The organism is Ruegeria alba, assembly GCF_022321465.1.
Taxonomy (GTDB): Bacteria; Pseudomonadota; Alphaproteobacteria; order Rhodobacterales; family Rhodobacteraceae; genus Ruegeria_B; species Ruegeria_B alba.
Window position 1 is genome coordinate 35,265 of sequence record NZ_JAKOEM010000016.1, and the last position, 21,368, is coordinate 56,632.

The 21,368-nt window shown below is 62.3% G+C and carries 16 protein-coding genes and 1 tRNA gene; 11 read left to right on the forward strand and 6 right to left on the reverse strand.

All coding sequences use genetic code 11. The features are described from left to right. Positions 1-108: 108 nt before the first annotated feature. Together era and MB818_RS15900 are read left to right on the forward strand one after the other, a co-directional pair. Complete coding sequence (era, locus tag MB818_RS15895) at positions 109-1,014, forward strand: GTPase Era (protein WP_234140734.1); 906 nt, start codon at positions 109-111, stop codon at positions 1,012-1,014. A 58-nt stretch (positions 1,015-1,072) separates the two neighbouring features. Further along, positions 1,073-1,405 carry a DUF1491 family protein gene (locus MB818_RS15900; protein WP_234140733.1) on the forward strand — a complete coding sequence of 111 codons (333 nt, stop codon included), beginning with the start codon at positions 1,073-1,075 and terminating at the stop codon, positions 1,403-1,405. 318 nt (positions 1,406-1,723) lie between these two features. Here MB818_RS15900 and MB818_RS15905 read toward each other — a convergent pair whose 3' ends face one another. The 6 genes from MB818_RS15905 to MB818_RS15930 form a co-directional block, all read right to left on the reverse strand. After that, positions 1,724-3,997, reverse strand: coding sequence for a DUF6851 domain-containing protein (locus tag MB818_RS15905; protein WP_234176865.1), 2,274 nt, complete (start codon positions 3,995-3,997; stop codon positions 1,724-1,726). A 359-nt stretch (positions 3,998-4,356) separates the two neighbouring features. Further along, positions 4,357-8,925: a LamG-like jellyroll fold domain-containing protein gene (locus MB818_RS15910; RefSeq protein WP_238905721.1), complete on the reverse strand. Its 4,569-nt coding sequence runs from the start codon at positions 8,923-8,925 to the stop codon at positions 4,357-4,359. 600 nt (positions 8,926-9,525) lie between these two features. Next, positions 9,526-9,602, reverse strand: a tRNA-Arg gene (locus MB818_RS15915). 63 nt (positions 9,603-9,665) lie between these two features. Beyond that, entirely contained in the window at positions 9,666-11,051 is a 1,386-nt protein-coding gene (locus MB818_RS15920; RefSeq protein WP_234140584.1) for a sensor histidine kinase, read from the reverse strand. Positions 11,052-11,065: 14 nt separating this feature from the next. Next, on the reverse strand, positions 11,066-12,484 hold the full coding sequence (locus MB818_RS15925) for a dihydrolipoyl dehydrogenase family protein (protein WP_238905722.1): 1,419 nt from the start codon (positions 12,482-12,484) through the stop codon (positions 11,066-11,068). Then, entirely contained in the window at positions 12,484-13,218 is a 735-nt protein-coding gene (locus MB818_RS15930; RefSeq protein WP_234178059.1) for a TVP38/TMEM64 family protein, read from the reverse strand. The genes MB818_RS15925 and MB818_RS15930 overlap by 1 nt, the downstream gene beginning before the upstream one ends. Before the next feature lie 304 nt (positions 13,219-13,522). Here MB818_RS15930 and rpmH point away from each other — a divergent pair, with 304 nt between their 5' ends. From rpmH to yihA, 9 genes are all read left to right on the forward strand, one after another. Then, a complete protein-coding gene (rpmH, locus tag MB818_RS15935; RefSeq protein WP_008554144.1) occupies positions 13,523-13,657 on the forward strand; it encodes a 50S ribosomal protein L34 in 135 nt (44 codons plus the stop codon). Positions 13,658-13,681: 24 nt separating this feature from the next. Continuing rightward, positions 13,682-14,107, forward strand: coding sequence for a ribonuclease P protein component (gene rnpA / locus MB818_RS15940; RefSeq protein ID WP_234163758.1), 426 nt, complete (start codon positions 13,682-13,684; stop codon positions 14,105-14,107). 60 nt (positions 14,108-14,167) lie between these two features. Next, complete coding sequence (yidD, locus tag MB818_RS15945; protein ID WP_234140574.1) at positions 14,168-14,431, forward strand: membrane protein insertion efficiency factor YidD; 264 nt, start codon at positions 14,168-14,170, stop codon at positions 14,429-14,431. Between the two features lie 118 nt (positions 14,432-14,549). Continuing rightward, positions 14,550-15,479: a calcium/sodium antiporter gene (locus MB818_RS15950; RefSeq protein WP_238905723.1), complete on the forward strand. Its 930-nt coding sequence runs from the start codon at positions 14,550-14,552 to the stop codon at positions 15,477-15,479. 44 nt (positions 15,480-15,523) lie between these two features. After that, positions 15,524-16,408 carry a tRNA 2-thiocytidine(32) synthetase TtcA gene (ttcA, locus tag MB818_RS15955; protein ID WP_234140569.1) on the forward strand — a complete coding sequence of 295 codons (885 nt, stop codon included), beginning with the start codon at positions 15,524-15,526 and terminating at the stop codon, positions 16,406-16,408. Positions 16,409-16,480: 72 nt separating this feature from the next. Continuing rightward, positions 16,481-18,022: a putative bifunctional diguanylate cyclase/phosphodiesterase gene (locus tag MB818_RS15960; protein WP_238905724.1), complete on the forward strand. Its 1,542-nt coding sequence runs from the start codon at positions 16,481-16,483 to the stop codon at positions 18,020-18,022. Positions 18,023-18,147: 125 nt separating this feature from the next. Next, a complete protein-coding gene (gene yidC, locus MB818_RS15965; RefSeq protein WP_234140564.1) occupies positions 18,148-19,977 on the forward strand; it encodes a membrane protein insertase YidC in 1,830 nt (609 codons plus the stop codon). Then, on the forward strand, positions 19,974-20,711 hold the full coding sequence (locus MB818_RS15970) for an MOSC domain-containing protein (protein WP_238905725.1): 738 nt from the start codon (positions 19,974-19,976) through the stop codon (positions 20,709-20,711). Before yidC ends, MB818_RS15970 begins: the two co-directional genes overlap by 4 nt. Continuing rightward, positions 20,708-21,361, forward strand: a complete 654-nt coding sequence (gene yihA, locus MB818_RS15975) for a ribosome biogenesis GTP-binding protein YihA/YsxC (protein WP_234184396.1) — start codon at positions 20,708-20,710, stop codon at positions 21,359-21,361. The genes MB818_RS15970 and yihA overlap by 4 nt, the downstream gene beginning before the upstream one ends. Positions 21,362-21,368 lie beyond the last annotated feature (7 nt).

The following is a 21,368-nucleotide window of genomic DNA, read 5'->3' on the forward strand; positions in this document are numbered from 1 at the left end:
GGGACGGCACCGCCCGCAATGCGCCCTCTGGTCGCTAAAGGGCATTTGCCCTCTGGCGAGCGCGCGCAAAACCCTGTAGAGGATGCGACTTGCAACCAGGACCCGCCCATGACCACACGCGCCGGATTTGTCGCCCTGATCGGAGAGCCCAACGCGGGCAAATCGACCCTGTTGAACCGCATGGTCGGGGCCAAGGTGTCGATCGTCACCCACAAGGTCCAGACCACACGCACGCGCATTCGTGGCGTCGCGATGGAGGGCGATGCACAGATCGTCTTTGTCGACACGCCGGGCCTGTTCCAGCCGCGCCGGCGGCTTGACCGCGCCATGGTTGCCGCCGCCTGGGGTGGCGCTGCGGATGCCGATATCGTGGTGCTGATGGTCGAGGCCCATCGCGGTATCACCGAAGGGGTCGAACGTATCCTCGAAGGGCTGACCGAGATCGCCAAGGGCCGCACCGTGGCGCTGGCCATCAACAAGATCGACCGGGTGCCTGCGGAAAAACTGCTGGGTTTGTCCGAAGCGTTGAACGCGCGTTTCGAATTTGCCCGCACCTTCATGATCTCGGCCGAACGTGGCCATGGGGTCGACGACCTGCGCAAATGGCTGGCGGCGGAACTGCCCGAAAGCCCCTGGCTCTATCCCGAGGATCAGATCGCGGACCTGCCGATGCGGATGATCGCAGCCGAGATCACCCGCGAGAAACTGACCCTGCGCCTGCATCAGGAACTGCCCTATCAACTGACCGTCGAGACAGAGAACTGGGAAGAGCGCAAGGACGGCTCGGCCCGGATCGACCAGGTGATCTATGTCATGCGCGACGGCCACAAGGGTATCGTGCTGGGCAAACGCGGCGAAACCGTCAAGGCAGTGGGACAGGCGGCACGGGCCGAGCTGGAAGAGTTCCTGGACCGCAAGATCCACCTCTTCCTTCAGGTCAAGGTGCGGCCCAACTGGCTGGAAGAGGCCGAGCGCTATTCCGAAATGGGCCTCGATTTCAAGGACGGCAACTGAGGCGCGCGGGCCGAGATTTTTCGACGAAAAATCTCTCGCGCCGCCGAAAGGAAAGTGTATGGCAAGGCTGACGGCGGAATTCTGGGTGCATGCCTATCTGGCGCGCCTGCGCCTGATGAACATCCCCGCCTATGTGATGGCCCATGGTGACGATACGGCGGGGGCTGTGTTGATCAAGCTCAACACCCTTGACGGACAGGCTGTGGCCTATCACCGGGAATACGACCTGATGAGCGGCGAGCGGTCCTGGACCGCGCTGGCCAGTGGTCGGGAATCAGAGGTGGATGCCGCGATCACCCGCCAGTGTAGCTTCGACCCCGATCTTTGGGTGATCGAGATTGAGGACCGGAAAGGTCGTCATCTTCTGGATCAAGACGGGCTAAAACAATAAAAGTGTCGCAGCCACCTACCACGCAAGCCGACTTCGTTGACCATCTTCAAGGCGGCAATTCAGAGAATTCTGTCAAAAATTGGGGAAATAGCCCTTCAGCCGGCGATGCTATGCAAACTGTGCGAGTGCCGCCCTGCCCGCCTCAAGTCAGGTTCCTTTGACAGCAGCGATTTGGTTGCTTGCGCGGGGACAAGAAACTCGGCAACTGGCCAGTCGTCGGGCCGTTCTGCAACACTGGTTGCGAGAGCAGGATTTGACCTTTACCGAACACCCGATCGGTTGACTTGATCCTAATCCTGCTTCGCCACCTCTCAAACGCTATCCAAGCAGATCGAACACGTTCCCACCGATCTGGAGGTTGATCTCGCTCTGCCCCTCGCCATCGACCAGCGCCCAGATGATCTGGCCGGTGGGCTTGTAGATCACGAACGCCTCCTGCACGTCGTCATCGCCCGAGCGTTCGCCCTCGGCATTGGCGGTGTGGGCAAGATCGATCTGGAACTGGTCGGCTGTAGCCGAAGCATTGCCGAAGACCAGAACGTCGCCCTCGGCAGCGTTATAATCCTGCACCCAGTCCGAGCCGTGGCCGAAGATGCCGAGGTGATAGAACTTGTCGGCACCCGAACCGCCGTTGATCCGGTCGTAGCCGAAACCGCCGTTGATGAAATCCGCGCCTTCACCGCCAAAAATCACGTCGGAAGATGCACCACCTGCGATCACGTCGTTACCCGCCTGGCCTAGCAACGTGTCTGCGCCAGCGCCGCCGAGGAGAGTGTCATTTCCTTCCATGCCATAGATCAGGTCGTTTCCAGCCCCGCCGTCCGCCAGATCATCCCCGATACCAGCGTAGATAAGGTCGCCCAAATCGGCATCGGTGTCTCCGCCCAGCAGCACGTCATTTCCGTCTCCGCCACTCATCGTGTCGGCGCCATCGCCACCCCGAAGCGTGTCATCTCCTGCCTTGCCTAGCAGGATGTCGTTGCCAGTGCCGCCCTCGAACAGGTCGTAACCCGCCTCGCCCAACATCAGATCGTCGCCGGAGCCCGCGACCATCAGCCCACCATCTGCGCTTGCAGAGAGTTTATCGTCCCCCGCGCGGGTGAATAGCGCTTCCCAGCGCTTCTGAGCTTGCTCGGCCACCTGCCGCCCAACCTCCAGCGCTTGCAGGTTGCCATCCTGGATGTGGATACCGCCGTACAACCGGCTGATACCCGCCTCTTCGGCAGCCTCAGTCAGAGTATTCCAGCGCAGAACGATGGGATCCTCGCCAACTCCGAAATCCTCGAAGGCAAGGTGGGTCGCGACATATTCGCCCAACAGGTCGACCCCTTCGACATCATCAAGGTCGTAACTGCCGTAGGTTGTCCCGTCATAGTAGATGTCCGAACCCACGAAGCTGGCGATGGTACGCGCGGCAGCCATCGAGAAAGTGGAATGGCCGGAAACGAACTCTGGGAAAGGCGGGGTGACAAAAGTGACGTTCTGATAAGGCTGCCATTCCTGCCCAAGCATGGTCACCGTGCCCTCATTCGGGCCACCCCAGGACTGAATTTCCTGGTCATGGTACAGATGCCGGATTGCAGATTGCGGGCGAATGAACTCATAGGCGTATTTCGCCTCCCATGTGGCGATCCCAGCATCAAACACGGCAGTATTCAGGGCAAAGAACAGCTTGGCGTCCTCGTCGATACCGTGACCTTCGCGCAGAGCGATGTCTTGGGCGATCTGGTTCCAGTGGCCCGGAGGCGATTCCGTACGCGGCCCGTCAGCCCAATACTCCGCAATCACCTTCTGCTCGGTGGTCAGATTAGCGCTATAAGTTACCACTTCGGAGAACTGGTCGCGCCAAGCTTGGTCCCCGGTGGTCACATTGCCAAGCCCATCCACATATTCGCCGAAGTCGCCCAACTGGGGTGGAGCCGGGGGGCGGAACTGGTCACCCGAGGTCAGAGCGAACGGTGTGACACCGCCCCAGTGTGGGGTCAGCGCGACTTGGTCGTCATAGGTCGAGGGATCGTCATTGTCGTAGACCGGCACACCGTTTTCGTCGACCAATGTACCATTGGGAACCCGCAGGGGTTGCCATTTGTTGGGATCGAAATCCGGTCCGCCGGGCGCGTTGGACGCGGTTTCGTCGGGGTTGTTGACCGGCACGTACCCGGTCGTGTCCGCGAATTCGCCGTCGTAGTTCGATCCGTCTCCGGCTCGGGCCGCAAGGACGGTGGCCGCCGCCAGATTGCCCACGCCGGCCGCAGTCGAAGGGTCTGTGCCAGTATCCGACGGATCATATCCCAGATCGTTCATGAAATCGTCGAAATGCGCCTTTTGGTCGGGAAAGAACTCAACCAGCATTCGATAGGCGGCAAAGCTGACCGCGGCAGCCTTGTTGACGTCGGTATGTTCTGCGCCCGGGCGCATTATATCGCCATAATAGCCGTTGGCATCCGCGTCATAGGCGGCCCATGCATCATAAACGGCAGCAGAGGTGAGATGCAGCTGGTACGTCGTAGCAGTCGGCTTGGCGCCGCCCGACCGGATGGCCTCCAGCAGCATTTCGTTCCATTGGGCAACAATCGATTGTTCGGCTGGCATCTTCGAAGTATCCCGATCAAGCAAAAAAGGAGAAGCGCTCACGGAGCGCTCACGAAATCGTGATAACGACAATGCGGGAGTCTGCCGGTTAGCACCACCCCCTTTTGGGTACCTACGGCTTGAACTGAATTACAGACAGCATTCCAACCTGTCATCGGTCCGGCTCGGCCAGCCCACCGGAGTTTCGGGAGTACGCCAGAGTGTTTCCAGTTGGGAGACTGCGACGCGAATTGCCTGCCGAGTTAAGTGTTAACCAATTGGTATTAATCTGTGACTTCTTCGCCGAAGCAGGACTTGGCCAATACCAAGTAACTGCTTGTTGAAAGTAGTCCCGATCCCGCTCTACTGTTTCCCAATCACTACGCCAAAAGGTCGAACACGTCCTCACCGACCCTTAGATTGAGACTGCCCTGGCCCTCACCATCCACAAGCGCCCACATGATCTGGCCGGTGGGCTTGTAGATCACGAACGCCTCTTGCATATCGTCACTGCCCGAGCGTTCGCCCGCAGCATTGGCGGTATGGGCCAGGTTGATCTGGAACTGGTCGGCAGTGGCGCCGGCCTGGCCAAAGACCAGCACGTCGCCCTCGGCGGCGTTGTAGTCCTGCACCCAGTCCGAGCCGTGGTCGATTACCCCGACGTGATAGAACTTGTCGGCACCGGCGCCTCCATTGATCCGGTCGTGACCGAAGCCGCCATTGACAAAATCGTTTCCGTCGCCGCCAAAGATCACGTCCGAGAAGGCCCCGCCCGTGATCATGTCGTCGCCACCCTGTCCCCGCAGCTCATCAACGCCGAAGTCGCCGTAGATCGTATCGTCACCATCCATGCCGAAGATCAGATCGTTACCGTATCCTCCGTCTACATGGTCGTTTCCGGCGCCTGCATAGATTTCATCTCGCGTGTCGCGTTCGCTTTCACCGCCATGGATACGGTCGTGACCGTTTCCTCCGATTACCGTATCTGACCCATCGCCGGCGCGGATCGTGTCGTTGCCGTCTTCGCCCTTCAAAACATCGTCATTGTCCAATCCGAAGATTTCGTCGTCCCCCGACCCGCCAGACAGCCTGTCGGCCTTGCCACCGCCAGTCAGAACGTCGTCGCCGGCGGTCCCTGACATTTCGATGGTTGCCTCGCTCTTTCCCAGTTGCTCACGATCTCCGGTTCCAAATCCCGCCTCGCGCAACTCTTCACTGGTCAAGACTTGGTCAAACATGACGAAATCGCTGATCGTTCCGTTGAAGGAGCTGTGAATTCTGTCAGCCAAGCCCGGCGTGTTGTTCCAGCCACTGGCCCCGACCACAAGATGCTCGAAGTTTCTGGCCAAGTCGAATTCGACATAAGGGTTGTGGACCTCGGGCACACCGTCGAGAAGCAATTTCACCCCTTCATCACCGAAAGTCAGTGCAAAATCGTAGTAACGCCCAGCAACAACGGCGAGATCCGCTGTCATGTAATACGATCGTTCCGCATCCTGAACTCGAACGCTGAGGTTGCCGAGTTCATCAAGATAGGCCGTAACGTGCCCGCCTTCTCCATTGCCTTGTGCGTCCTTTGAGAACAGGACTTGGTGTTCGACCAATTCGCGGGCCATGAAGTTAAATGCGATCGTACCCCTGGCCAATGCCATGGAACCCTCATGCGGCAGAACCAACGGCGCCAATAGCTCGGAATCGAAATCGTAGGTTCCCGCGATTGCGAAGACGGGGTCGGGCAGGCCCTTGATATTGAGGTCTGCGGTATCTGGCAGGTCGGCGGGGGCAGTGATGGTTGCGGCTTCGGTGCCCCGGTTCTTTGGCGCCAGTGCCTCGGCGAGATCATCAATGGCCTTTACAATGCCATAGGCCGGTTTCGACGTATGTTCGATGTCAGATCGTTTCACCAGGTCACCATAGACCGTGATTGACCCAAGCCGGTCCTTGTCATGGGCGCCGCCACCGCTGCCCTGGTCGGAATAGAGCGCGATCACCGAATGGTCCATCACACCATTGCCGTCCGCATCCCCATAGGTGATCGAAAAGATCTTGGTCGTGTGGCCCTCAATCACCAACCGGTCGCCCTCTGCCCGGCTGAAATCCCACACTACATCGTGGCCAATGCCGTCGACCCAGTGATCGTGCAGCTTATCGTTCTCGCCTGCCACGCCGTGCCATTTGATGCTGCCATCGTCGCGCGTATGCTTCTCGATATAGCGCTCCTTGGCATTGATCAGCGTCTGGAAATAGAAGATGTCAGCGCCCGCGCCGCCAACCAGAAGATCATCTGCCGGGATCGGCTGGTCGGGATAGAGCTTGCCACGGGTCAGCTCGCCCAGCGGATCGCCCTCGTCACGCGCGGGATTGGGGTGGATATACGGCTCGCGGCCATCAGCGCGGCTGATCAGCAGGTCGTTGCCAGCCCCCCCATACAGCCGGTCCTCGCCGTGCCCGCCGTCAAGAATGTCGTTGCCGCCATTGCCGCCCAGCGTGTCGTTGCCATAACCGCCCTGCAGGATGTCGTCGCCGTCAAGGCCGGTCAGAAGGTCCGCATCCATCCCCCCATCCAAGCCGTCACTGCCACCGGTACCATCCAGCGTGTCGGCGCCGTCGCCACCGGTCTGCAGCGCCGGCATCGGCATCAGGTGACCATGGTCGTCGGCACCATAGGATTTGAGCATCGCCTGCAGCGTCTCCGATCCGTGATGCATGTCGCCCAGCAGCGGCAACAGCGCCTCCATCCGCGCCGCCATCGTCGACGCATCAGCCAGCGCCGGGTCGATCGCGGATGCCAGGCTGCGCATGTCGACCCCGCCCAATTGCTGGTCGAAGACCATGACATCGCCGATCTCACCTTCGAACAGCGTATGCGCCTCTTGCGTGTCGCCCTCGCGCCAGGCCCTCGTGCCGCCGATCACCAGCGGATGAGTGTTCGTTTCGATACCCTGCGTCCATTCCGGATCGGCCGCAACCAGTGCCCCGTCAAGCCAGACTTCCAGCCCGTCCGCGCCAAAGCCCAAGCCAAGGTGGTACTGCCGACCCGCCTCCAGCACCAGGTCCGGCACCTTCAACCAGCGCGTATCCGTGGCGCTTTCCAGCGTGACGATCAGTGTGCCATCCTTGACCCAGACCGTGAAACCCCCGCCGTCGCCACGGCCCGATCCATCCTTGCCGATGATCGCCCGGTCACCCGGAAGATGTGCCACCGAGAAACCCAAAGAGATTGTCCCGGAACGCAACCCCAGCGACCCATGATGCCCCGCATCCAGATAGTCGCCCTCATCCCCGGTAAAAGCGCGTGTTCCCGCGATTGCGAAGACGGGGTCGGGCAGGCCCTTGATATTGAGGTCTGCGGTATCTGGCAGGTCGGCGGGGGCAGTGATGGTTGCGGCTTCGGTGCCCCGGTTCTTTGGCGCCAGTGCCTCGGCGAGATCATCAATGGCCTTTACAATGCCATAGGCCGGTTTCGACGTATGTTCGATGTCAGATCGTTTCACCAGGTCACCATAGACCGTGATTGACCCAAGCCGGTCCTTGTCATGGGCGCCGCCACCGCTGCCCTGGTCGGAATAGAGCGCGATCACCGAATGGTCCATCACACCATTGCCGTCCGCATCCCCATAGGTGATCGAAAAGATCTTGGTCGTGTGGCCCTCAATCACCAACCGGTCGCCCTCTGCCCGGCTGAAATCCCACACTACATCGTGGCCAATGCCGTCGACCCAGTGATCGTGCAGCTTATCGTTCTCGCCTGCCACGCCGTGCCATTTGATGCTGCCATCGTCGCGCGTATGCTTCTCGATATAGCGCTCCTTGGCATTGATCAGCGTCTGGAAATAGAAGATGTCAGCGCCCGCGCCGCCAACCAGAAGATCATCTGCCGGGATCGGCTGGTCGGGATAGAGCTTGCCACGGGTCAGCTCGCCCAGCGGATCGCCCTCGTCACGCGCGGGATTGGGGTGGATATACGGCTCGCGGCCATCAGCGCGGCTGATCAGCAGGTCGTTGCCAGCCCCCCCATACAGCCGGTCCTCGCCGTGCCCGCCGTCAAGAATGTCGTTGCCGCCATTGCCGCCCAGCGTGTCGTTGCCATAACCGCCCTGCAGGATGTCGTCGCCGTCAAGGCCGGTCAGAAGGTCCGCATCCATCCCCCCATCCAAGCCGTCACTGCCACCGGTACCATCCAGCGTGTCGGCGCCGTCGCCACCGGTCTGCAGCGCCGGCATCGGCATCAGGTGACCATGGTCGTCGGCACCATAGGATTTGAGCATCGCCTGCAGCGTCTCCGATCCGTGATGCATGTCGCCCAGCAGCGGCAACAGCGCCTCCATCCGCGCCGCCATCGTCGACGCATCAGCCAGCGCCGGGTCGATCGCGGATGCCAGGCTGCGCATGTCGACCCCGCCCAATTGCTGGTCGAAGACCATGACATCGCCGATCTCACCTTCGAACAGCGTATGCGCCTCTTGCGTGTCGCCCTCGCGCCAGGCCCTCGTGCCGCCGATCACCAGCGGATGAGTGTTCGTTTCGATACCCTGCGTCCATTCCGGATCGGCCGCAACCAGTGCCCCGTCAAGCCAGACTTCCAGCCCGTCCGCGCCAAAGCCCAAGCCAAGGTGGTACTGCCGACCCGCCTCCAGCACCAGGTCCGGCACCTTCAACCAGCGCGTATCCGTGGCGCTTTCCAGCGTGACGATCAGTGTGCCATCCTTGACCCAGACCGTGAAACCCCCGCCGTCGCCACGGCCCGATCCATCCTTGCCGATGATCGCCCGGTCACCCGGAAGATGTGCCACCGAGAAACCCAAAGAGATTGTCCCGGAACGCAACCCCAGCGACCCATGATGCCCCGCATCCAGATAGTCGCCCTCATCCCCGGTAAAAGCGCGTGTTCCCGCGATTGCAAAGACGGGGGACAAGGCAAGTGGCCCCGTTGAATCCAGCTCGGCCATTCCGGAATGCTCCAATCACTTTTTTCGACGGCTCCGATTATTAGGATCAAAAAGAGGATATTCTTTGGCGCACAACCGGGTTGCGTTTAACTTGGCGCAAACCGGCGGTTTTCTGCAGAAGCCCATCTAAGAGACTGGCATAAATGTGCTTTTCTTTTGACTAGGCAAAAATAGGCATTGGCGAATGTGGTCAAAATAGGGCAACTTCACGGTCGAATGCCGTATCTTGTCGCGCGGGATAGGTCCAGGTTTCACATTCAGCAGATGACAAGCGGCGTGAGAGCAATGGCTGACAGGAAGACCGTGAGGCATCTGTCATAGCGCATCCATGACCAGATCGCCGCTGTCCGAGAGGCCTGCGAACCACCTGAGAGGTCACCCCGGGACAGACAGCCGGCAAGTCTGCCCGCGCCCTTGCGGACTCTGTCAAACCCCTGTTGGAAAAGCCTCGCGGCACAGGGCGTCGGCGCCTCAACAACTCCGCACAACTTGATAGCTTGGTTCCGACACAATCCGCGTTAATGCGGGAGATGGTGTGGGGGGTACATACTAGATAATCGCGAACATATCTCGCAAATTCAACTATCTAGGAGATTGCCATGGCGGACCGAGGAGGATTCGAACCCCCGACCCCTTGATTCGTAGTCAAGTACTCTATCCAACTGAGCTATCGGTCCGCTTGGTGAGGCGCTATCTAGACTTTAGGCCGGAGGGGCGCAACCCGATTCTGCGAAATTCTCTCAAAAAGTTTCGCCCCCTTTCGGGAGCCTTATTTCAAAGGCTGTTCCGCTCGGACCGCTGTCTTTCAGAACTAATGCACCTCCATGGCCGCGCACCAGTTCGGCGGAAATTGCCAGGCCCAGGCCCGAGCCACCCTTGCGCACGCCGCCCTGGAACGGGGTGAACAGATTCTCTCGCGCCTTTGGAGGCAGTCCCGGGCCGGTATCGCGCACCTCGATCACCCAATCCGCCTCGGTCTCGTGGCCCGAGACAGCGACCAGACCGGGCTGTCCGGTGACTTCCAGCGCCTGGCGCGCATTGCGCACGAGGTTCATCACCACCCGAAACAGCTGCTCGGGGTCGGCCCGTGCGCTCAACGTCTCGGGCACCTCGTTGACGATCTCGATCGCGCCCTCGCCCAGCGCAAGCCGCTCGCTGGCGACCACGTCCTCGGCGACCGCATGCAGGCGCACCATCGTGAGCATCGGCGAGGGTTCCTCGGCCCGGCCAAAGGCCAGCGTGCTTTCGCACAGCGACACCGCGCGGGTGATCGAGTTGACCAGCTTCGGCGCCATCCGGCGCACCAGCGGGTCCTCGCTGGTTTCGATCCGGTCGGTAAACAGCTGCGCCGAGGTCAGGATATTGCGCAGATCGTGACTGACCTTGGCCACCGCGCCACCCAGTTGCGCCAGCCGCTCGCGCTGACGCAGCGCCTGGGTCAGCTGCCGCTGCAGCATCTGCAAGGCTTCCTCGGCCTCTCGCAGCTCGGTCACACCTGAATTTGGGGTGATGATGCCACGCACATCCTCGGGCGCGCGGGCATAGCGTTGCATATAGTCGACAACACTCCTGATCGGACGCACCAGGATTGCCCGCACCGCAAGGAACAGGAAAAAGGCGGTGATGATCGAAATCACCAGCGACAACAGCAAGATACGCGCGCCATAGTCGATCATCGCCGTTCTGAGCGGCTGGCTGTCCATGGTGACCTCGATCAACAATCCGGCCTCCTTGACCGGTTCGCCGATCACCCGGATCACCTCGTTCTCGGGCATGAAAAACCGCAACAGCGCATCGCGCATCAAGATCCAGGGCGAGGCCTGCCTCAGGTCATAGCTCTGCCCGATCCGGCCGGGAATCGGAGAGCTGAGCATCAGCTGCCGCACCTCGTCGCGGCGCAGCACCACGTTATAGACGCCCGCGTTTTCCAGCAGCTCGGCCTCGAGATCGGTCGCCAACATGTCATCCGCCAGCAGTGCCAACGAGGCGATCTGCGCCCGTTCCAACCGGTTTTGCAGGAAATCCTGCCGGAACCGCGCGATCGAAGGCACAAAGATCAGCACTTCGGCCAACATCACGAAGGCGACCGTCAGGATCAGAAACCGGCCCGAAAGCGAGTTCAGCATGATGTCCTTTCCCGTCAAGGAAGCCAGCGCTGCACCAGCCCGACCACCCGTTTCACTGTCTGATTTTCAAACAGGCGCGGCGAGAAATAAGCCCCCGCCGCACGCTTGCTGATCTCGCCGATGGTTGGATATGGCGACACCATCGCGGCAACCTGACTCATCTTCAGATTATTGGCCAGCGCCAGCGACCACAAGTTTGCATGTTCCCCGGCCTGATGGCCGACGATGGTGACCCCCACCGGGCGGCCCCGGACCACCATCACCTTGATGAACCCCTCGGTGCGGCGTTCAGCGATGGCGCGGTCGTTGTGGAGATAGTCGAACCGGGCCAACTCGACCCTGTCGCCGTGCGTGTCGCGGGCCTCCGCCTCGGTCAGGCCGATCTGGGCCAGTTCCGGGTCGGTATAGGTGGCACGCGGGATATGGTCGGTCCGCGCCTTCGAGGGCAGGCCAAACAGGGCCGAGCGCAGGATCACCCCGGCGTGATAGCCCGCCACATGGGTGAACTGCAGGCCACCCGCCACATCGCCGATGGCATAGACACGGCGGTTGCTGGTACGCAGCGACGCATCGACCCGGATGCCGGTCCGGGTGGTCTCGACCCCCGCCGCATCAAGGTTCAGCCGGTCGGTGCTGGCCTTGCGCCCGACCGCCACCAGCAGATGGGTGCCCGCAAAGATACGGCCCTCGGCGCTCACCACCTCGATGGCACCGGCCCGGCCGCGGATCTGGGCGGCGGCGGTCTCCTCGGCGATCTCGACGCCTTCGGCGCGCAGATTTGCCAGCACCAGCGCGGCGGCCTCGGGATCCTCGCGGTTCAGGGCGCGGGCGGCCTCAATCACGGTGACCTTGCAGCCCAGCCGCACATGCGCCTGCGCCATCTCCAACCCGATCGGACCACCCCCGATGATCAGCAGATGCTCGGGGCGCTCGCGCAAATCAAACAGGGTCTCGTTGGTCAGATAGGGCACGCTGTCCAGCCCCGGGATCGGCGGGATCAAGGGGGTCGAGCCGGTGGCGATGACGGTGCGCCGGGCCGCGATCAGATGCGGCCCGGCCTGCACCTCGGTCCGTGAAACGAAATGCCCGTATTCGCGGATCACCCGCACGCCCAGCCCCTCGAACCGGTCCTGACTGTCGACCGGCGCGATCTGCGCGATCACCGCGGCGACGTGATCCTTGACCGCGGCAAAGTCCACCTGCGGTTCCTGCCCGGCCACACCAAGACCGGCGCCCCGCATACAGGCATGGGCGGCCTTGGCGCTGGCGATCAGCGCCTTGGACGGGACACAGCCATAGTTCAGGCAGTCGCCCCCCATTTCATGCCCTTCAAGCAGCACCACCCGCGCGCCCATCTGGCTGGCACCCGCCGCCACTGACAACCCACCGGACCCGGCGCCGATCACCAACAGGTCGGTTTCGATCCGCTCCATCAATCCCCCTCCGGCTTGCCGCGCAGGGCTTTGATCGCGATGGGCAGCGCCGCCAACAGGCAAAGGCCCAGGATAGGCCCGATCACGAAAGGTTCCCGGAACAGCGACAGGTCAGGGGTTTCGCCGCGATCGAACACGCCACCCAACCCCACCCCGATCCAGGTGAAAACGATCGCACCGGGCACGATGCCCAGCGCCGTGGTCAGCACATAGTTGCGCAGCTTTACCCCGACCAGCGCCGGGATCAGGTTGGCCGCGAAGAACGGTACCGCTGGTACCAGCCGCAGCAGGAACAGCACCTCGACCTCGTTGCGCCGCAACCCGTCCTTGAGCCGTTTGACCGTGCCCTCCGAGGCCTCGAGCCGCGCGGTCAGCATCGCCCCCAGCCCGGCGCGGGCGGCCAGAAAGATCGCCACCGCTCCGGTGGTGGCCGCCAGAACGTTCAGCACGGTGCCGACAGCGAGGCCAAACAGAAAGCCACCGGTCATCGAGGCCACCGCCGCACCGGGCAGGGAGAAGGCGACGATTAGCACATAACTCGCGACAAAGATCGCGGCCAGCGCCGCGTAATGCGCCTCGCGATAGGCCAGCAGCGCCTGGCGATTCGCCGCCAGTGTGTCGAAACTGAGATAATCTCGCAGGGTGATGGCCCCGATCGCCGCGATCAGCACGATCACGATCAGCGGCAGATGGCGCAGCAGGCGGCGCGGCGCGGGGTGAGCGGTTTGGCGCATCGAATCCGGCTCTGTTTTTGGGTCTCGCTTCATTTGCTCCAAGATGCAGACCCGCGCCGGCAAACAACAGGGCATTCACGCCCGGTTGAACGCAAAGGGACAAAAACGTGAGAAAACCAGCCCCCGCAGCCGGAAACTGAAACCTTTCCACTGGCGGTCGGGGGGAAATTGTTGCAAAAGCCCGCAAAACCCCTCTCAGAGGGTTTGACTTGCCCGGCCTCTGGCATTAGAGGACGGGCTTCGACAGACACACGGGTGGCGAATCCGCGCCGCGCCCGACCGCAAGAAATTGGAGTACGGAGCGATGAAACGCACCTATCAGCCTTCGAACCTGGTTCGCAAACGCCGCCATGGCTTCCGCGCGCGCATGGCCACCAAGGCCGGCCGCAAGATCCTGAACGCACGCCGCGCGCGTGGCCGCAAGGAACTCAGCGCCTAAGCGCTGCGACCCGTTCTGACGGATATGACACCGCCGGAGGCCCCCAGGGATGGCACCGCCAACCACGGGGAAACGCCTCCGGCGGTGTCCGTTTGCGCGTCGACCACGATAACCGTCCTGCGCAAGCGCAGCGATTTCCTGAAGGCCGCGCGTGCGCGCCGTCAGGGCGCGGGTTCGATGATGGTACAGGCCCTCAAGCGCGCCGAGGGTGAGGCGCAGGGCATCCGTGTCGGGTTCACCTGTTCCAAGAAGGTCGGCAACGCCGTGGCCCGCAATCGCGCCAAACGCCGCCTGCGCGAGGCCGCGCGGCTGGTGTTGCCGGAAATGGGTCGCCCCGGCTGGGACTATGTGCTGATCGGGCGCCCTACAGACACAGCCGCGCGCCCCTTCGACGCGCTGCTGGACGATCTGCGCCGGGCGCTGCGCAAGCTGCACGCGCCCAAACCCTGACCGACTGCATTTCGTCGCAACCTGCTTGGCAGTGACAGGCCCGCCCCCTAGATTGGCGCCATGACCCCGCTTGCCCATATTCTGGCCCTGCCCGTGCGCGCCTATCGGCTGATCTTTTCGCCCTGGGTCGGATTCAACTGCCGCTATCAGCCGACCTGCTCGGCCTATGCGCTGGAGGCACTGGAAAAACACGGGGCCATTCGCGGCGGCTGGCTGGCCGCGCGACGGATCGGGCGCTGTCACCCGCTGGGCAGCGACGGCTATGATCCGGTCCCCGACCCCAAGGTCGACAACGGCAAACCGAGGCATCCGCCAGCTGGTTGACGCTGCGCGCCGCTCCGCCGACATGGGGCAGTATATTTCCTGCCCCATCTTGCAGCGCAGCAATGCTGCGCACAGGTATCAGTCGCAGTCGGACACCACCTAGTCGGGATATCTGAAATTGGATTACCTCTACATCGCCGCCGGGCTGATCGGTTTGTTTCTGGGTGGCGAGGCATTGGTGCGTGGAAGCGTCGGTCTGGCCCGCCGCCTTGGTCTGTCGCCACTTTTGATCGGCCTGACCGTCGTCGGATTTGGCACCTCGACCCCGGAGTTGCTGGTCTCGGTCGACGCCGCGTTGCGTGGCGTACCCGATATCGCCCTGGGTAACATTCTGGGATCGAATATCGCAAACATCCTGTTGATCGGAGGCATCACCAGCCTGGTCTGGCCGATCAATGGTAAATCTGCGGGTCTGTGGCGCGATCTGACGGCGATGCTGGTGGCAACTGTCGCATTGGGGCCGCTTCTGCTGAGCGGCCAGATGACCCGGGTCGTGGGCCTGTTCCTGCTGCTGTCTCTCGCTGCCTACCTGATCTGGTCCTACCGTCAATCCGGCGGTTCTTGCGCCGACAGTGCCGAAACCGACCTGCCGGAACTGCCCTCACGCCCCCTTGTCACTCCGCTGCTGATCGGTGCGGGCCTGCTGGGCCTGATGATCGGCGCCCGGTTGCTGGTCGATGGCGCGGTCTCGGTCGCACAGGGGCTGGGCGTGTCGGATGCCTTCATCGGCCTGACCATCGTTGCCGTCGGCACCTCGCTGCCCGAACTCGCGACCTCGGTCATTGCCGCCTTCCGGCGCCAGTCCGAAATCGCGGTGGGCAATATCGTCGGTTCGAACATCTTCAACATTCTCGGCATCCTGGGTGCCACCGCCGTCATCGCACCCATCCCCGTAGCGGCACGCTTTGCCCTGTTCGACCTGCCGGTCGCTCTGGCCGCGTCAGTCGCCTTCAGCGTGCTGCTCTTGTGGCGCGCGGGCGTCAGTCGCCGCGCGGGCATCCTGTTACTGCTGGCCTATGCCGTCTATGTCTGGGCCGCGCAGGGCTGAGCGCGGCGCTTGCCCGGCTGATGCAAACACTGTAAGGCCCGCCCATGCTGGACGAGAACGAAGACATCCACCCGCTTTTTGCCGGCGCCCCCGCGACGACCGAGTTCAAGAAGCTGCGCAAACGCATCGTGCGCTACACGCGCGAGGCGATCGAGCAATATGGCATGGTCGAGCGCCGCGCCGATGGCAGCACGCCGAAATGGCTGGTCTGCCTGTCGGGGGGCAAGGACAGCTATACGCTTCTGGCGGTTCTCTATGAGCTGAAATGGCGTGGCCTGCTGCCGGTTGACCTGCTGGCCTGCAACCTGGACCAGGGACAGCCCGGCTTCCCCTCGACCGTGTTGCCCGAGTTCCTCGACCGCATGGGTGTGCCCAACCGGATCGAGTATCAGGACACCTATTCGGTTGTTGTCGACAAGGTGCCCGAGGGGCGCACCTATTGCGCGCTCTGCTCGCGGCTCAGGCGCGGCAATCTCTATCGGATCGCGCGCGAAGAGGGCTGTTCGGCGGTGGTTCTGGGTCATCACCGCGACGATATCCTTGAAACCTTCTTCATGAATCTCTTTCATGGCGGGCGTCTGGCGACGATGCCGCCCAAGCTGGTCAACGAAGAGGGTGATCTGTTCGTCTTCCGCCCGCTCGCCCATGTGGCCGAGGCCGATTGCGAGAAATTCGCGCGCGCGATGAATTATCCGATCATCCCCTGCGACCTGTGCGGCAGTCAGGACGGGCTGCAACGTCAGCAGGTCAAACAGATCCTCGATGGCTGGGAAAAGAATCGACCCGGCCGGCGCCAGGTGATGTTCCGAGCGTTGATGAATGCGCGTCCGTCGCATTTGCTGGACCCGAAACTCTTCGATTTTCAGGGACTTGAGTTGGGTTCCCGTGAAAAAGGCGAAAATTTTGGGGAAATTCCGCTGCTGCGTTAACGTCTGACTCAGACTGGTTTCCTACGGTCCAACAAGGCGCGCGTTGCGCCTTGCGAAAGGCCAGTAGACCCGATGCGGATAAAACCGTCCCTGACCCGAATTCGACATGCAATCGTGCCGGTGCTGACAGGCCCGCCGATTCTGGCCTTCTTGCCGGCAATCACTCTCGGGGCGTTCTGGCTGGGGGGCGAAATTGCCCTGCTGCTGGCGTCTCTGGGCCTGCCTTTGATGTTCGCCTTTGCCGGGGCCTTCGGCAAATGGCCCGCAACCTATCAGGTGCCGCGTGACAGCGTGACCGGTCTGATGCTTCGGGACGGGTTCGAAAGCGCCGCGACCCATATTCACGCGATAGCGGCCGAGACCGACCGGAAATCGGCCTGTTTTCTCATTGAACTCGACGACTACGCCGAACTGGTGGACCATCACGGACAGACAGCAGGCGACCTTGTCGCCCAACGCAGCGGCGAGCGGATTCTGGCTGCGCTACGCAACAACGATGTGGTGGCGCGCTTGGGTGACAAACGGTTTGCCGTCTGCCTGGCGCCGGTGCCGCAACTGGATCTGGAACTGTGTATCCAACTCGCGGGCCGGATGCAGAGCGCGGTAGAGGACCCGATCTCTCTCAATGGGGTGGCCGTCTATGTGTCCTGCTCGATCGGCTTCTGTCAGAACCGCCGGGCGCCCGGACACAGCGCCAGCGACTGGCTCGATGCCGCGAATGTGGCCCTGGCTGCGGCGCAGGGTGCCGGCCCCTCCTCCATCCGCGCCTATGCCCCGGACATGGAGCGCAAGCCGGGCGGTGCATCCGAGTTGCGCGATGAGGTACAGGCAGCGCTGGAAAACGGGCAGATTCAACCCTGGTACCAACCGCAGATTTCGACCGACACCGGCAAGGTCACCGGGTTCGAGGCGCTGGCGCGCTGGAACCACCCCGCGCGCGGCCTGCTGACGCCAAACGTTTTTCTGCCGGTGATCGAAGAGGCCGGGCTGATGGAGCGTCTGGGGCAAGTGATGCTGTATCACGCCCTGACAGCGATCAAGGCCTGGGACAGCGCGGGGGTCGATGTTCCTCGGGTCGGTGTCAACTTCGCCTCGGACGAGTTGCGCAATCCGGGCCTTGTCGAACGGGTGCAGTGGGAGCTTGACCGGTTTGACCTGACCCCGGACCGGCTGTCGGTGGAAATCCTGGAGACCGTGTTCTCGAACACGCCCGATGACGTGATCACCCGCAACATCGCAGGGCTGGGCAAGCTTGGCTGCCGCATCGACCTTGACGATTTCGGTACGGGCCATGCCTCGATCGCGTCGATCCGCCGCTTCGACATCTCGCGCATCAAGATCGACCGGTCCTTTGTGATGAAGGCGGACCGCGACCCCGAGCAACAGCGCATGATCGCCGCCATCCTGACCATGGCCGAGCGGCTGGAACTGGAAACCTTGGCCGAAGGGGTGGAAACCGTCGGCGAACATGCGCTGCTGGCGCAGTTGGGTTGCGACCATGTTCAGGGCTTCGGGATCGGCAAACCGATGCCTTTCGACCAGACCCTCGATTGGATCGCACATCACGACGCGAAACTGCAGGATGCCCCGAGGATCGGTCGCGAAACCGGCTGAACCGGATCAAAACCACGACTCGGCCGGCGTTTCCCACGCGACCCAGGGCCGATTCCGCTTGACCTTTGTGCCATCACTCTGTTGAACCCTGCGTGGTCTTTCACTGCACAAGGTGGCTGTCCCCGATGGACGATCAGAACAAGAATCTCATCCTCGCAACAGCGCTCAGCTTTCTGGTGATCCTGGTCTGGTTCATCCTGTTCCCGCCACCGGAACAGACCGACGCGCCCGCGACCGAGATCGCAACCACCGACGGCACCGCCGTGCAGGCCCCCTCTGCCGCCACGACCCAAGCCGGCTCAGGCGAGGTTCCCCTGCTCGACAGCAACGCCCCGACCGAAGCCGAGGCCCCGCGGGTTCAGATCGACACCCCGCGCCTGAAGGGCAGCGTGTCACTGCTCGGTGGTCGGATCGACGAGCTTTCGTTGAAGGATTACCGCGTTTCGCTGGACGCAGATGCAGAGATCGTCGAGATGCTGACCCCGGCCGGCTCGACCTCGGCCTACTACGCGCTTTATGGCTGGGCGCCCGGCACCGGCCTGAACGCCGCCGACGTGCCCGGACCGCTGACCGAATGGTCGCTTGAGTCCGGTGAGACGCTGAGCGTAGGCAGCCCGGTGACACTGCGCTGGTCCAATGGAAGCGGCGTTACCTTCCGCCGCATTCTTGCCGTGGACGAGGACTATATGTTCACCGTCACCCAGTCGGTCGAGAACAGCTCTACCGCTCCGATTGGCGCCGCGCCTTATGGGATCCTGGCCCGTCACGGTGTTGGCGAGGATGCCGACCTGCCGGGGTTGAAGAACTTCTTCATCCTGCATGAGGGTGTCGTCGCCATGAATGACGGCACCCTGTCGGAAATCGACTATAAGGATGTGCGCAAGTTCGACATCGACCCGAACGAGGGCGCGCAGGCCGAAGTATTCCAGAACAAATCCGACGGTTGGATCGGGTTCACCGATCACTATTGGATGGCGACCCTGATACCCGGATCGGGCAGCGCCTTCAAATCGGCTGCCAAATATGATGCGCGACGCAAAATCTATCAGGCCGAAACCGTCCTGCCGACCATGACCGTGGCACCAGGCGAAAGCGCCGAGGTGACCACCCGCCTGTTCGCAGGCGCCAAGGAATGGGAAAGCATCCGCGCCTATCAGAAGGACGGCGTGCAGAAGTTCCTCGACAGTATCGACTGGGGCTGGTTCTTCTTCCTGACCAAACCGATCTTCTGGCTGCTGCACCAGCTCAACGGGCTGATCGGCAACATGGGCTGGTCGATCATCGGCCTGACGCTGATCATCAAGGCGATCGTGTTCCCGCTGGCTCTTAAATCCTATGTCTCGATGGCCAAGATGAAGGAGCTCCAGCCGCAGATGGAGGCCCTGAAAGAGGCCGCCGGCGACGACCGCCAGAAGATGCAGCAGGGCATGATGGAGCTTTACAAGAAGGAAAAGGTGAACCCGGCCGCCGGCTGTCTGCCGATCCTCTTGCAAATCCCGATCTTCTTTTCGCTCTACAAGGTGATCTTTGTCACCATCGAACTGCGCCAGGCGCCGTGGTTCGGCCCGTTCCGCGACCTCAGCATGCCGGACCCGACCTCGATCATGAACTTCTTCGGCTGGCTGCCCTGGGCCGGGCCCGAGGCGGGCTCGCTGGCGGCGACCATCCTGATCGGTATCCTGCCGCTGCTTCTGGGCATCTCGATGTGGCTGCAACAGAAACTCAATCCGGCGCCCACCGACCCGACCCAGGCGATGATCTTTGCCTGGATGCCCTGGGTGTTCATGTTCATGCTGGGCAGCTTCGCCAGCGGCCTGGTGGTTTACTGGATCGCGAACAACACGATCACCTTTACCCAGCAGTACATCATCATGCGCAGCCACGGGTACAAACCGGACGTGTTCGGCAACATCAAGTCCGGCTTTGCCCGCAAGCCCAAGGCAGACAAGAAATGACCGGTACGGTCACCGGGCTCTGGCGGCATCCGATCAAGAGCCATGGCCGCGAGGCGCTGGACAGCGTCACCCTCAACCCCGGGCAGACCATGCCCGGGGATCGTGTTTGGGCGGTGGCGCATGAGATGTCCCAGGCGGACGGGTCCGAATGGGTGCATTGCGGTCATTTCAGCCGGGTGTCCAAGGTGCCCGAGCTGATGGCGATCACTGCCACGCTCGACGGCGATCGCGTCACTCTTCGCCATCCCAAACGCCCCGATCTGGAGTTCGCCCCCGAGACCGAGGCCGACCGCTTCCTGGAGTGGGTCAAACCGCTGATGCCGCAGGATCGGGCGCAATCGGCCCGAATCATCCGAGTACCCGGACGCGGCATGACCGATAGCGATTTCCCCTCGGTGACGCTGTGCAACATGGCTTCGCACCGGGCAGTGGAACAGCGGATCGGGCATCCTCTGTCGCCACTACGCTGGCGCGGCAATATCTGGTTCGACGGCCTGCCCTTGTGGGAGGAGTTCGACTGGCTCGACCGCGAGGTGCAGATCGGCGAGGTGGTGTTCGCCGTGCGCGAACGCACCGACCGCTGCGCCGCGACCACCACCAATCCCGAAACCGGGATTCGCGATGCCGACACGCTGGGCGCTCTCGATCACTGGGGTCATCGTGATTTCAGCGTCCGGGCCGAAGTGATCCGCGGCGGCACCATCCGCCTTGGAGACGAGGTGCGCCCGCTATGACCGCCCTGCCCTTTCCCATTGCCGAAGAGCCCGACGCGTTCGCAACTGAAACGGGGCGCAAGCTGTTCGCCGGCCCGTCCGAATTCGTCAAGGGCGTGGTGGCGATGTCCGGCCTGCCCCCCGCCGACCGGGTCGAGGTCTGCTTCGCCGGCCGCTCGAACGTGGGCAAATCCAGCCTGATCAACGCGCTGACCGGCACCAAGGGGCTGGCACGCGCCTCGAACACGCCGGGCCGCACTCAGGAAATCAACTTCTTCACCCAGGGACCCGAGCTCTATCTGGTCGACCTGCCGGGCTATGGCTATGCCAATGCGCCGCTGAAAGTGGTCGAGAAATGGCAAAAACTGCTGAAACAGTATCTCAGCGGTCGCCAGACCCTGCGCCGCGCCTTTGTGCTGATCGACGCCCGCCATGGGGTCAAGGCGGTCGATGACGAGATCATGAAGCTGCTCGACACCAGTGCCGTGACCTTTCAATGCGTGCTGACCAAGGCCGACAAGGTCAAGGCCGCCGAGCGCGACAAGGTGCTGGCGCAGGTGCGCGCGGCACTGGCCAAGCACCCGGCCGCCTATCCTGAAATCGTCCTCACCTCGTCGGAAAAAGGTGACGGTATCGCGACACTCAGGTCCATCATCGCCCATCTCGAGTAGGTGGCGG